The sequence below is a fragment of the Marinovum sp. PR37 genome (assembly GCF_028807375.1).
In the GTDB taxonomy this organism is placed as follows: Bacteria; Pseudomonadota; Alphaproteobacteria; order Rhodobacterales; family Rhodobacteraceae; genus Marinovum; species Marinovum algicola.
In genome coordinates, this window is the sequence record NZ_JARAML010000007.1 from 149,209 (window position 1) to 162,337 (window position 13,129).

The window sequence follows — 13,129 nt, forward strand, 5'->3', positions numbered from 1 at the left end:
CTGAAATGGGCAAAATCGCGTTTCAATTTGGCGGAGCAACCCGCATGTCCGGGCTCGCGCTGGGGGTTTTCTGTGCCGCCTTCACCGCTCAGGCTCAGGAGCAGGTGGGGGCCACGGTCGCCGAAATCCCGGTGCCGGCGGGCCCGGGATCGAGCGAGCCATCGCTCTTTGCGCTTGCGGATGGGCGCGTCGCTGTCAGCTGGACGGAACCTACCGAGGCGGGCCATGCGGTGAAGGTCGCGCTCGGCAATGAGGCCGGGTGGAGCGCGCCGTCCACGGTGGTCGCCGCCGGCGATCTGATCGTCAACTGGTCGGATTTCGCCTCGGTCGCGGTGCTGCCCGACGGCACGATGGCTGCGCATTGGCTGAAAGAGACCGATGTGACGTCCTTTTCCTATGATGTGAACATCGCCCTGTCATCCGACAAGGGTGAAACCTGGAGCGCCCCGGTTGTTCCGCACCGCGATGGCACCCAAAGCCAGCATGGCTTCGTCACGCTCCTGCCGGTCTCGGACAGCCGGTTCGAGGTGTTCTGGCTGGACGGCCGGGAGTATGGCACCGAGGACACCGGCGCGATGCAGCTGCGGTCGGCCTCGCTTGATGCCGACGGAACTCTGTCTCCGGAAAGCCTGCTCGATTCCCGCGCCTGCTCTTGCTGCCAGACATCAGCCGCGGTGGCGGGCGACGGCAGCATTCTGGTGGCATACCGGGACCGCACGGTCGAAGAAGTGCGCGATATCTCGGTGGTGCGCAAGGTGGCGGGGGCCTGGAGCGAACCCCGCCTGGTTCACGCCGACGGCTGGGAGATTTCGGGTTGCCCGGTGAACGGCCCGGCGATCGACGCGGAAGGCAGCGATGCAGTCGTGGCCTGGTTCACCGCGGCACAGGGCGATCCGGCGGTCAAGGTGGCCTTTTCCCGTGACAGCGGCGCCAGCTTTGATGCGCCATTCCGCATCGACGGCGGCGAGGCGGCCGGCCGGGTGGATGCGCTGCTTTTGCAAGACGGATCGGCCGTGGTTTCCTGGGTCGAATGGACCAGGCTGGGCGAGATCCTCCGGCTTTGCCGCGTCACCCCCGAGGACGGATGCCCGGCGCCGCAGGCGGTTGCCCTGAACACCGCCGCCGGGTCGATCAATTTCCCGCGCATGGCCGGGAGCGGCGAGGAGATCTATATCGCCTGGGGCCAGCCGGCTGCCGGCCGCACCCCCGCCGGGATCAGGATGATCGTGGCAAGATACTGAGACCGCATGGAAAGTTTCGATACCGATGTTGTGGTGGTCGGGGCCGGCGTCGTCGGTCTCGCGGTGGCGCGGGCCCTGGCGCTGGCCGGGCGGGAAGTGTTGATCCTCGAAAAGAATCCGGTGATGGGCGAGGAAACCAGCGCCCGCAATTCCGAAGTGATCCATGCCGGCATCTACTACCCGCCGGGCACGCTCAAGGCGCGGCACTGTCGGCGCGGCCGCGATCTGCTTCATCGCTATTGCGAGGCGCGCGGTGTCGGCCACCGTCGTTGTGGCAAGCTGATTGTTGCCAGCGACACCGACGAGGCGGCCCGCCTGCCACAGATCGCGGCCCATGCCCAAGGCAACGGCGTCACCGATCTGCGGCTGATCGGAGCGGCAGAGCTGCAAGCGCTCGAGCCGGCGCTCCGGGCGTCTGCGGCGTTGTTTTCGCCCTCGACCGGCATCGTCGACAGCCACGCGCTGATGCTGGCACTGCTGGGCGAGGCAGAGGCGCATGGGGCGCAGCTTGTCACCCGGTCACCGGTCTCGGGCGGGCAGCTGTGCGGCGACGGCTCGGCCGAGCTGGCGGTGGGCGGCGACGAGCCGATGCTGCTGCGCTGCCGGTCGCTGGTGAATTGCGCCGGGCTCTGGGCCCCGGCGCTCAGCGCGCGGATCGACGGCCTGCCGCCGCCGCCCGGTCTGGCGCTGGTCAAGGGCAATTACTTTGCGCTCAGCCGGCCGGCGCCGTTTTCGCGGCTGATCTACCCGGTGCCGCGCGATGGCGGGCTGGGCGTTCACTTCACGCTCGATCTGGCCGGGCGCGGCAAGTTCGGCCCCGATACCGAATGGCTGGACGACACCGATCCGGCGCGCATCGACTACACCGTGAACCCGGAGCGGCGGGCGGGTTTTGCCGAGGCGATCGCGCGCTATTGGCCAGCGATCGAGGCGCGGGATCTCAGCCCCGATTACGCCGGATTGCGGCCCAAGATCGCGGGGGCCGCCTATGGCGATTTCGTGATGCTCGGGCCGGGTCAACTCGCCGGCCCGCATGCGCTTCTTTACGGGATCGAATCGCCCGGTCTGACCAGCGCCCTTTCGATTGCCGAAGAGGTAGCGGACTGGCTGGCCGAGGGCTGATCGCCGGCGCGCGTTGCGCCGAAACACCTCGGCCGCAATCTCTGATTGCGCGAGGTCCGGCGCGGCCCGGGCCCGAGGGCCGCACCTCTAAACGCCTTGCCGGGGCCGGCGGATTTGCCAGCGTGGCGGCCATCGCCTATATTGCTTGGTTCAAAGGCCCAAGAAAAAAGGGGCGGAGCAGCGAGACGTGACACCAGACAAGAGCATTTCCAACGGCTTGATCACCAGGCTTTGGGCGCTGATCAAGAAATTCTACGCCGACGTTGCCCTCCCTATGGTGCAGCGGCCCAGGCAGTTGCAAACTGCTGCGCTGTGCTATCGCGCGACGGATGAGGGTCGGCAGGTCCTGCTGATCACCAGCCTCGATTCCGGCCGATGGATCATCCCCAAAGGCTGGCTGATGCGCGACAAGAACGCCAGCGAGGCCGCGGTGGTGGAGGCCTGGGAAGAAGCCGGGGTGCGCCCGGGCCGGATCTCGCGGCAGCCGGTCGGCTCTTATGTCTATGACAAGATCAAGTCGAGCGGGCTGCCCGTCACCGTCGAGACCCTGGTCTTTGCCGTCGAGGTCCGCGCCCTCGAGGACAGCTTTCCCGAAGCCGGGCAGCGCGAGCGCCGCTGGCTCGATCCGGCAGAGGCCGCCGAACGGGTCAGAGAACCGGGCCTGCGACAAATCCTGCTCGAATTTGAGGCCGATACCCGCCGCGCTAGGTGATCTGTTGCCCATGGCGATCACTTGATGTAGCTGCGCCGGAATCATCGGGAGGACACATGTCGGACAACAGCACTTCGGACAACAGCAATCTTGATCCGAGCCATCTGGAGACGCTGGACCGCGACCTCGGCCGGCTGTCGACGCTTGAACAGGCCACCGCCTATGTAAGCCGTCCCATGATGGGCACCGGGCTTGCGCTGATCTTCGTGGTCTTTGCGGCGCTGATCGCGGCGCTGATCTTTGGGCAGGCGGACAACACCTTTATCGTCGTGATCGCGGCGGCGTTCGGGGCCTACATGGCGCTCAATATCGGCGCCAATGACGTGGCCAACAACATGGGGCCGGCGGTCGGGGCCAATGCCATGTCGATGGGGCTTGCCATCGTCATCGCGGCGATCTTCGAAAGCGCCGGGGCGCTCCTGGCGGGGGGCGACGTGGTATCGACCATCGCCAAGGGCATCATCGCGCCCGAAAGCATGGCGACCTCGGGGGCCTTCATCTCGGCGATGATGGCGGCGCTTCTGGCTTCGGCGCTCTGGGTCAACCTGGCGACATGGATCGGCGCGCCGGTCTCGACGACGCATTCGGTGGTCGGCGGCGTCATGGGCGCGGGGATCGCGGCGGCGGGCTTTGGCGCGGTCAGCTGGGGCCAGATGAGCGCCATCGCGGCCAGCTGGGTGATCTCTCCGTTGCTGGGCGGCCTGATCGCGGCCGGGTTCCTGTGGTTCATCAAGGCCAACATCATCTACCGCGACGACAAGATCGCGGCGGCGCGAAAATGGGTACCGGTGCTTGTCGGCATCATGGCCGGCGCCTTTGCCTCTTACCTGGCGGTCAAGGGGCTCAAGAAGATCGTCAAGATCGAGCTGGGCAGCGCGCTGCTGATCGGTCTGGGCGTTGCCATCGCCGCCTGGATGATCATGATCCCGGTGATCCGGCGGCAATCGGCCAATCTCGAGAACCGCAACAAATCGCTCAAGGTGCTGTTCGGCATTCCGCTGATCGTCTCGGCGGCGCTGCTGAGCTTTGCGCATGGCGCCAACGACGTGGCCAATGCGGTCGGCCCGCTGGCGGCCATCGTGCAGGCCTCGTCGACCGGCGATTTCACCCAGGCGGTGGAAATCCCGCTCTGGGTCATGGTCATCGGCGCGCTGGGGATTTCCTTTGGGCTGTTCCTCTTCGGGCCCAAGCTGATCCGCATGGTCGGCAACCAGATCACCAAGCTCAACCCGATGCGGGCCTATTGCGTGGCGCTTTCGGCGGCGATCACGGTGATCGTGGCAAGCTGGCTGGGGCTGCCGGTCAGCTCGACCCATATCGCGGTGGGCGGCGTATTTGGCGTCGGGTTCTTCCGCGAATGGGACACCGAGCGGCGAATGCGCAAGGCCAAGAAGGCGGTATCCGGCCTGCCCGATCTGGCGCCGGAAGAACGCCGCCGTCGCAAGCTGGTGCGGCGGTCGCATTTCATGACGATCGTGGCCGCCTGGATCATCACCGTGCCAGCGGCGGCGCTGCTCTCGGCGGGCATCTTCGTCGTCATCAAGGGCATCAGCCTCTGACCACATGGCCGGGGCCCGGTGTCGGGCCTCGGCCAGCCCAGGGCGCAGGCGACCGGGACAAGGCGGTTTCCCCGCGCAGGCGGGGTTTGGCCGAGCGGCGGGCGGAATTCTGCTGATTGCCGGCAAAAGCTGTCTTTCTGCCCGGATCCTGGGCAGGTACACTGCCGCCCAAGAACAAAGGCGCGACACGAGTCGCGCGACAATTGAGCAGGAGCAGTCCCACCGTGTCAGCAGGATACGCGCAGGATCGGCGTGCCCAGGCGCCGGTCACCGTCAGGCCATTCCAGGTTCGGGGCCATTTTCTCACCGCGCTGGCGCTGCGGATGGAGACCGATGTCACCGATCAGGGCTTTTTCGACGCGCTGGACGAACATCTGCAAACCACGCCGCAGTTCTTTGCCGATGCGCCGGTGGTGCTTGACCTCGACCGGGCCCGCGGGCTGAGCGAGGCCGCCCGCCTGAGCGATCTGGTGGAGGCCCTGCGACAGCGCGATCTCAAGGTGTTCGGGGTGCAGAATGCCGGCAGGATCGCACCCGAGCTGTTGCAACGGCTGGCGCTGATCGCGGTCAGCAACGGCCGCGACGCGCCGGCGCCGACGGAGCAGGCGGGCCGCGGGCGGCGCAAGGACCGGCTGTTGCCACCTGACAACAAGGTCATCACCGGGTCGGTCCGCTCCGGGCAGATGGTGATCACCGAGCGCGGCGACCTGACGATCATCGGATCGGTCGGTTCGGGCGCCGAGGTCATCGCCGGCGGCAATATCCACATCTACGGCACCTTGCGCGGACGGGCCCTGGCCGGTGTCCAGGGCGATACGGGGGCGCGCATCTTCTGCCAACGCCTCGACGCCGAGCTGGTGGCCATCGCGGGTCTCTACCAGACCAGCGAAACCCTGGGGCCGGCGCCCGGCGAAGGTGGCGTGCAGATTTTCCTCAAAGACGACAGATTGCAGAAGGAGGCGCTCGGATGACGACGCAACTCACGGAAGAGCCGCCCAAGGGAAAGGTGATCGTGATCACCTCGGGCAAGGGGGGCGTGGGCAAGACCACCTCGGCTGCGGCGATCTCGGCCGGGCTGGCCAAGCGCGGTCACAAGACGGTGGTGATCGATTTCGACGTCGGCCTGCGCAACCTGGACATGACGATGGGCTGCGAGCGGCGGGTGGTGTTCGATTTCATCAACGTCATCCAGGGCGACGCGCGGCTGAAACAGGCGCTGATCCGCGACAAGCGGATCGATACCCTGTCGATCCTGCCGACCTCGCAGACCCGCGACAAGGACGCGCTGACCAAGGAAGGCGTGGAAAAGGTTCTCGACGAGCTCAAGACCGAGTTCGATTACATCATCTGCGACAGCCCTGCGGGCATCGAACGCGGCGCGCAGATGGCGATGTATTTCGCCGACGAGGCGGTGGTGGTGACCAACCCCGAGGTCTCTTCGGTGCGCGACAGCGACCGCGTGCTGGGCCTGCTCAGCAGCCAGACCCGGCGCGCCGAGACCGAAGGCGCCGATCCGATCAAGGCGCAGGTTCTGCTGACCCGTCATGACAGCGCCCGCATCGACACCGGCGAGATGATGACGGTGGAGGATGTGCTCGAAATCCTCGCCGTGCCGCTGCTCGGGATCGTGCCGGAAAGCAAGGCGGTGCTGCGGGCCTCGAACGTCGGCACGCCGGTGATCCTTGACGGTCCGTCCAACGCCGCCGCCGCCTATGAGGATGCGGTGGCGCGGCTGATCGGCGAAGAGGTCGAGATGCGGGTTCTGGCCGAGCGCCGGCCCAACCTGTTCCATCGCTTGCTGGGGCGCACGGCATGAGCTTTTTCGGATTTTCCCTGAAATCCCGCCGTCCCTCCTCGGCGCAGACCGCCAAGGACCGCTTGCAGGTGCTGCTGGCGCATGAACGCCGGGGCGGCTCGCCTTCGCCGGATTACCTGCCGCAGCTCCAGAGCGATATCATCGCGGTGATCCGGAAATATGTCACGGTCGAGGATGATGGCGTCGATATCCGGATGGAAAACGGGCAGGAGGTCTCGAGCCTCGAGATCAATATCGAGCTGCCGTCGCGGACCACCGCGGCCGGCTGACGTTCGCCCGCCGTCCCGGCGGGCGAACCCTGACCCCGGGCCTGGCAATATCCGAATCGCTCATCGTTGGGTCCAGAAGCGAATGTTTGCCAGACCGGCCGGATGACAGAATTCCGGCCGTCCTTCGGGGCGGGCGAGGGCCGGCGGGTTACTGGCTGCCCGGCTTGCGAAACAGGCGGGTCTGTTCGAACAACCCGTCAAGCCGTTCGTACCGCGCCTTGGTTTGCGGCCAGGCCTCTTCCTGTGCGGCGGCGATCAGCGCCTCGAGCAGCATCAGGGTCGAGACGTTGCTGTCCCAGGCCGACGGGATCTCGACCCAGCAGGTGAAGCTGTGCGAGGCGATCTCGGCCACCGGACTGGCCCATTGATCGGTGATCAGCACCACGTCGACCCCGCGTTCGCGCGCCAGTTCCGCCAGCCGCAGCAGGTTCGATTCATAGCGCCGGATGTCGAACATCAGGAGGGTGTCGCCGCGCGCCATGTCGAGCAGGTAGTGCGGCCAGGTGGCGGAGGATGAGGTGAGATGAATCACCCGGGGCCGCACCGCCTGAAGATGGGTAAAGGCGTAATCGGCCAGCGCATGGGTGATCCGGCCGCCGACGATGAACAAGGTCTGATCGGTATTGGCCAACAGCTGTGCGGCGGCATCGAAGGCCTCGGAGGGCACATTGCTGAAGGTGGTCTGGATGTTCTGGGTCACCGCCTTGGCGAAGCGGTTGAGCAGATGCGACTCCGGCGCCTCGGTGGCCCAGTTGGCACGGCGCTCGGTCGGGCCCGAGACCTTGGCCTGCAATTCCTTGAGCAACGCCTGGTGAAACTGTGGAAAGCCCTTGAACCCCAGCTTCTGGACCATCCGCGCGATGGTCGGTGTCGAGACCCCGGTCTGTGCCGCGACGATGGTGATCGAGGCCAGCCCGGCGGCCGGGTAATTCTCGAGCAGCGCATTGGCGAACTTGCGTTCGGATTGCGTGAGGTCGGTGTAATGCTCGCGGATCAATTCCCGGACGGTGGCGGTGGGCTGGCTCACGGGGGGCCCTTTCCTTGCATCGCTTTGCGCAGGTCTTTGGCAGATGCCTGTCAATCAAACAATCTGCTGCGCGTGTTGTGAAGAAATATTGACACAACCCGCTGCCATGTGGAAAGTTTTTTTCAGAACAGGGGGAATTCAATGTCGGAGCGCCAGCAGGACGGCTGTGAAGCGACGGTTTGCGTGACAAATGCCGCAGGCGCCGGGGCTGTGCTGCTGCTCTGCGAGCATGCCTCGGCGCATATCCCGTCGCGGTACGGCGATCTCGGGCTGCGGCCCGAGTGGCGCGACAGCCATGCGGCCTGGGATCCGGGGGCGCTGGCGCTGTCGCAGCTCTTGTCCGAGGCGCTGGATGCACCGCTGGTGTCTGGCCGCGTGTCGCGGCTGGTCTACGACATCAACCGCCCGCCCGAGGCCGCGGCCGCCATGCCGGCGCGTTCGGAGCTGGTGGAAATTCCCGGTAACGCCGATCTGACCCCGGCGCAACGCGCCGAGCGCATTGCAACGGTCTATCGGCCCTTCTGCGAGGCGGTGTCCGGGCTGCTGGATGCCGAGGCCCGCGCCATCGTGACGGTGCACAGTTTCACCCCGGTCTATTTCGGCGCCGCCCGCCCGACCGAGATCGGCATCCTGCATGACAGCGATGCGCGGCTGGCCGAGGCGATGCTGGCCCATGCCCCCGCCACGCGACGGGTCGACCGCAACATGCCCTACGGCCCCGAGGATGGCGTCACCCATTCGCTGCAATTGCACGGCATCGCGCGCGGTCTGCCCAATGTGATGCTCGAGGTGCGCAACGATCTTCTGACCACACCCGGAGATATCTCAGGCATCGCCCAAGAGCTGCTGGCGATGTTGCGCCCGGCGCTGGCCGCCGTACCGGTGGAGGCCGCCGATGCCTAGGGTGATCACCGCTTTCGTGCACGGCGTCGATGCGATGAACCGCTTCATCGGGCGGATCGCGATGTATCTGATCTTTGTGCTGATCGGCGTGCTGCTCTGGTCGTCGGTCTCCAAGGTCGCCTTCCTGCCGTCGCTCTGGACGCTGGAGACGGCGCAATTTGTCATGGTCGGCTATTACATCCTGGGCGGGCCCTATTCGATCCAGCTCGGATCGAACGTGCGGATGGACCTGTTCTATGGCGGCTGGTCGGTCAAGACCAAGGCCTGGGTCGATGCCTTTACCGTGCTGTTCCTGATGTTCTACCTCGGGGTCCTGCTTTACGGCGCACTCGGTTCTCTGGCCTATGCCATGGGCTATTTCGGCATGGCGCCGCTGGAGTATTTCTCCGAGTTCCTTGGCGCACTCTTTACCGGCGGCTTTGCCCAGGCAGGCGAGACGCTGGGCTACCTCGAACGTTCCTCGACCGCCTGGCGACCGTTCCTCTGGCCGGTCAAGCTTTTGCTGGCCGTCGGTATCTTTCTGATGCTGCTGCAAACCCTTGCCGAGTTTTTCCGCGATATTGGCCGCATTCGCGGGGTGGAGATCTGATGTCTCATGAAATGATCGCCATCCTGATGTTTTCCGGCATGATGCTGATGCTGCTGACCGGTCAGCGGGTGTTCGGCGCCATCGGCTTTGTCGGCGCGGCGGCGGGGCTCCTGCTTTGGGGGACCGGCGGCGTCGACGTGCCCTTTGCCGCGGCCATGAAGCTGATGAAATGGTATCCGCTGCTGACCCTGCCGATGTTCATCTTCATGGGCTACGTCCTGTCGGAATCCAAGATCGCCGACGATCTCTACAAGATGTTCCACGTCTGGATGGGGCCGGTGCGGGGCGGGCTGGCGATCGGCACCATCGGGCTGATGGTGCTGATCTCGGCGATGAACGGGCTGTCAGTGGCGGGCATGGCCATCGGCGCCACCATCGCCCTGCCGGAGCTGCTCCGCCGGGGGTACGACAAGATCATGGTGACCGGGGTGATCCAGGCCGGATCGTCGCTGGGCATCCTGGTGCCGCCCTCGGTGGTGCTGGTGCTCTATGCGATGATCGCGCGTCAACCGGTGGGGCAGCTCTGGCTGGCGGGGGTGATGCCCGGACTGCTGATGGCCGCGCTCTTCATCGTCTACATCTACATCCGCTGCCGGGTGCAGCCCGAGCTCGGCCCGCCGCTGGCAGAGGACGAACGCGACGTGAGCCGGGCCGAAAAACTGCGCCTGCTGCGCGCCGGCATCCTGCCGCTGGTGATCTTTGCGGTGATGATGGTGCCTTTCGTCAGAGGCTGGACCTCGCTGGTGGAAAGCTCGGCCATCGGCGCGCTGGCGGCCTTTGTCGCGGCGGTGCTCAAGCGGCGGATGACCCGCGAGGTCTTCGAGACTTCGGTGCGCCAGACGCTGGCGATTTCCTGCATGTTCATGTGGATCATTCTGGCCGCCCTGGGCTTTGGCGCGATCTTCGACGGGCTGGGCGCGGTGCGCGCCATCGAGATGCTGTTTACCGAACGCCTCGGCCTCTCGCCCTGGATGATCCTGATCCTGATGCAGCTGTCGTTCATCGTCATGGGCACCTTCCTCGACGACACCGCCATGCTGGTGATCGTCGCGCCGCTTTACGTGCCTCTGGTGGGGGCGCTGGGCTTTGATCTGATCTGGTACGGCGTGCTGTACACGATCACCACCCAGATCGCCTATATGACGCCGCCCTTTGGCTATAACCTCTTTCTCATGCGCGCCATGGCGCCGCCCGAGATCGGCCTGACCGACATCTACCGCTCGATCATCCCCTTTGCGCTGGTGATGGTGCTGGCGCTGTCGCTGGTGATGATCTTTCCGCAGATCGCGCTCTGGCTGCCGGGCCTCGTATACGGACAATAACCCCAGAAGCCCCGGACAGGGGACATATTGCAACAAGGAGAACGGACATGACGACTTCGAGAAGAAAGTTCCTGCAAACTGCCGGGGTGGGTGTCGCCGCCGCGCCGCTGGCCGCACCCGCGCTGGCGCAATCCACCATCACCTGGCGGATGCAGACCTATGCCGGCGCCGCGCTGGCCGAGCATGTGGTGAAACCCGCCATCGACCGCTTCAACGCCATTGCCGGCGACCGGATGCAGATCGAGCTGTTCTATGCCGATCAGCTGGTGCCCACCGGCGAGCTGTTCCGCGCGATGCAGCGCGGCACCATCGACGCGGTGCAATCGGATGACGACTCGATGGCCTCGCCCACCGAAGTGACGGTTTTCGGCGGCTATTTCCCCTTTGCCTCGCGCTACTCGCTGGATGTGCCGGTGCTGTTCAACCAGTACGGGCTGAACGAGATCTGGGCCGAAGAATACGCCAAGGTCGGCGTCAAGCACATCTCGGCCGGCTCTTGGGATCCCTGCCATTTCGCCACCAAGGATCCGATCAATTCGCTGGCCGACCTGCAAGGCAAGCGGGTCTTCACTTTCCCCACCGCCGGCCGCTTCCTGAGCCAGTTCGGCGTGGTGCCGGTGACCCTTCCCTGGGAGGACATCGAGGTCGCGGTACAGACCGGCGAGCTTGACGGCATCGCCTGGTCGGGCATCACCGAGGATTACACCGTCGGCTGGGCGGATGTGACCAACTATTTCCTGACCAACAATATCTCGGGCGCCTGGATCGGGCATTTCTTTGCCAACATGGGCCGCTATGAGGAGCTGCCCGAGGACCTGAAGCTCTTGCTGGCGACCTGCATGGAACAGTCGCATTATTACCGCCAGTGGTGGTACTGGGGCGGCGAGGCGCGCCTTCGAGTGCATGGCGAAAAAATGCAGCTCACCACCATCCCGGATGCGGAGTGGGATCAGGTCGAGGCCGCGGCGCAGACCTTCTGGGACGAGATCGCGGCGGAGAGCGAGACCAAGGCCAAGGTCGTGGAGATCTTCAAGCAGTACAATGCCGACATGGCCAAGGCCGGCCGGCCGTATCGCTACAACACCTGAGCCATTGCCCGGGCGCTGTCCGGGCAACCCCGTCCCGGCCCCCGCGCCGGGACCTCCCCCTCAACCATGAGGCCCCGGGTCTTGCCCGGGGCGCGCGCAGGACACAAGAACCGGAATGCCCATGACATTCGAAGAGCTGAAATCGAAATTCGCGGCTGGAGAGATCGACACCGTTCTGGCCTGCACCATCGACATGCAGGGCCGGCTGATGGGCAAACGGTTCCACGCCGCGCATTTCATCGACAGCGCCTGGGAAGAGACCCATTGCTGCAACTATCTGCTGGCCACCGACCTGATGATGGCCACACCCGACGGCTATGCCGCGACCTCCTGGGAAATGGGTTATGGCGACTATGTGATGAAGCCCGACCTGTCGACGCTGCGGGTGATGCCCTGGCTCGAGGCCACGGTCATGGTGATCTGCGACGTGCTCGATCATCACAGCCACGACGAAGTGCCGCATTCTCCCCGCGCCATGCTCAAGAAACAGGTGGCCCGTGCCGAGGCTCTGGGTTTCACACCGATGATGGCGACCGAGCTGGAATTCTTCCTGTTCGAGAAGAGCTTTGACGAGATCCGCCGCTCCGGTTTCCGCGATCTCGCCACGCTTTCGGGCTACAACGAGGATTACAACATCCAGATGACCAGCCGCGAGGAACATGTGATGCGCCCAGTGCGCAATCACCTCTACGCGGCCGGCCTGCCGATCGAGAATTCCAAGGGCGAGGCCGAGACCGGGCAGGAAGAGCTCAACATCAAATATGCCCCGGCGCTGGACACGGCCGAATACCACACCATCGCCAAACATGCGGTCAAGGAGATCGCTCACCAGCAGGGCCACGCGGTCAGCTTTCTGCCGAAATGGGCCTCCGACAAGGTGGGCTCGTCCAGCCATGTGCATCAGTCGCTGTGGCAGGACGGCAGCCCGGCGTTCTACGACGCTGACGACAGGCTCGGCATGTCACCGCTGATGAAGAGCTACACCGCCGGATTGCTGAAATACGCCAAGGATTACATGTACTTCCTTGCGCCCTACATCAACAGCTACAAGCGGTTCCAGGTCGGTAGCTTTGCCCCCACGCGGATCATCTGGTCGATCGACAATCGCACTGCCGGGTTCCGGCTTTGCGGCGCGGGCACCAAGGGGGTGCGGATCGAATGCCGGGTTGGCGGCTCCGACATCAACCCCTATACCGCCATGGCGGCGATGCTGGCCGCGGGCCTCAAGGGCATCGAGGAGAAGCTGGAGTTGCAGCGGGCGTTCACCGGCGACGCCTATGCCACCGATGCCGCGCAATTGCCGACCACGCTGCGCGACGCACGCGAGGCGCTGCTCGCCTCCGACATGCTGCGGGCGGCCTTTGGCGATGGCGTGGTGACCCATTACGCCCGCGCCGCCGAAGTGGAGATCGAGGATTTCAACCGCGCGGTGACCGATTACGAGATCGCCCGCGGATTCGAGATGGCCTGAACGGGCCGAC

Annotated in this window: 13 protein-coding genes; 12 read left to right on the forward strand and 1 reads right to left on the reverse strand. The window is 65.3% G+C overall.

Annotated features, from left to right (window positions below; all coding sequences use genetic code 11):
* Positions 1-44: 44 nt before the first annotated feature.
* The 7 genes from PVW49_RS08570 (at position 45) to minE (ending at position 6,719) form a co-directional block, all read left to right on the forward strand.
* Positions 45-1,241 carry a sialidase family protein gene (locus PVW49_RS08570; RefSeq protein WP_274590354.1) on the forward strand — a complete coding sequence of 399 codons (1,197 nt, stop codon included), beginning with the start codon at positions 45-47 and terminating at the stop codon, positions 1,239-1,241.
* Between the two features lie 6 nt (positions 1,242-1,247).
* The gene (locus PVW49_RS08575) at positions 1,248-2,363 is read left to right on the forward strand and encodes an NAD(P)/FAD-dependent oxidoreductase (RefSeq protein ID WP_274590355.1); all 1,116 of its coding nucleotides are present in this window, start codon (positions 1,248-1,250) and stop codon (positions 2,361-2,363) included.
* Positions 2,364-2,550: 187 nt separating this feature from the next.
* Positions 2,551-3,075: an NUDIX hydrolase gene (locus PVW49_RS08580; protein ID WP_244526507.1), complete on the forward strand. Its 525-nt coding sequence runs from the start codon at positions 2,551-2,553 to the stop codon at positions 3,073-3,075.
* A 56-nt stretch (positions 3,076-3,131) separates the two neighbouring features.
* On the forward strand, positions 3,132-4,634 hold the full coding sequence (locus PVW49_RS08585) for an inorganic phosphate transporter (RefSeq protein ID WP_048535027.1): 1,503 nt from the start codon (positions 3,132-3,134) through the stop codon (positions 4,632-4,634).
* A 224-nt stretch (positions 4,635-4,858) separates the two neighbouring features.
* A complete protein-coding gene (minC, locus tag PVW49_RS08590; protein WP_274590356.1) occupies positions 4,859-5,605 on the forward strand; it encodes a septum site-determining protein MinC in 747 nt (248 codons plus the stop codon).
* The gene (gene minD / locus PVW49_RS08595; protein ID WP_048535023.1) at positions 5,602-6,450 is read left to right on the forward strand and encodes a septum site-determining protein MinD; all 849 of its coding nucleotides are present in this window, start codon (positions 5,602-5,604) and stop codon (positions 6,448-6,450) included. The genes minC and minD overlap by 4 nt, the downstream gene beginning before the upstream one ends.
* The gene (gene minE, locus PVW49_RS08600) at positions 6,447-6,719 is read left to right on the forward strand and encodes a cell division topological specificity factor MinE (protein ID WP_048535021.1); all 273 of its coding nucleotides are present in this window, start codon (positions 6,447-6,449) and stop codon (positions 6,717-6,719) included. The genes minD and minE overlap by 4 nt, the downstream gene beginning before the upstream one ends.
* A 148-nt stretch (positions 6,720-6,867) precedes the next feature.
* Here minE and PVW49_RS08605 read toward each other — a convergent pair whose 3' ends face one another.
* On the reverse strand, positions 6,868-7,746 hold the full coding sequence (locus PVW49_RS08605; RefSeq protein ID WP_048535020.1) for a MurR/RpiR family transcriptional regulator: 879 nt from the start codon (positions 7,744-7,746) through the stop codon (positions 6,868-6,870).
* A gap of 141 nt (positions 7,747-7,887) precedes the next feature.
* Here PVW49_RS08605 and PVW49_RS08610 point away from each other — a divergent pair, with 141 nt between their 5' ends.
* The 5 genes from PVW49_RS08610 (at position 7,888) to PVW49_RS08630 (ending at position 13,119) form a co-directional block, all read left to right on the forward strand.
* The gene (locus tag PVW49_RS08610; RefSeq protein WP_074837103.1) at positions 7,888-8,649 is read left to right on the forward strand and encodes an N-formylglutamate amidohydrolase; all 762 of its coding nucleotides are present in this window, start codon (positions 7,888-7,890) and stop codon (positions 8,647-8,649) included.
* The gene (locus tag PVW49_RS08615) at positions 8,642-9,238 is read left to right on the forward strand and encodes a TRAP transporter small permease subunit (protein WP_074837104.1); all 597 of its coding nucleotides are present in this window, start codon (positions 8,642-8,644) and stop codon (positions 9,236-9,238) included. The genes PVW49_RS08610 and PVW49_RS08615 overlap by 8 nt, the downstream gene beginning before the upstream one ends.
* Positions 9,238-10,560, forward strand: a complete 1,323-nt coding sequence (locus PVW49_RS08620; RefSeq protein WP_274590357.1) for a TRAP transporter large permease — start codon at positions 9,238-9,240, stop codon at positions 10,558-10,560. The genes PVW49_RS08615 and PVW49_RS08620 overlap by 1 nt, the downstream gene beginning before the upstream one ends.
* A gap of 47 nt (positions 10,561-10,607) precedes the next feature.
* Entirely contained in the window at positions 10,608-11,648 is a 1,041-nt protein-coding gene (locus PVW49_RS08625) for a TRAP transporter substrate-binding protein (RefSeq protein ID WP_048535012.1), read from the forward strand.
* Positions 11,649-11,763: 115 nt separating this feature from the next.
* The gene (locus tag PVW49_RS08630) at positions 11,764-13,119 is read left to right on the forward strand and encodes a glutamine synthetase family protein (protein ID WP_274590358.1); all 1,356 of its coding nucleotides are present in this window, start codon (positions 11,764-11,766) and stop codon (positions 13,117-13,119) included.
* The last annotated feature ends 10 nt before the right edge of the window (positions 13,120-13,129 follow it).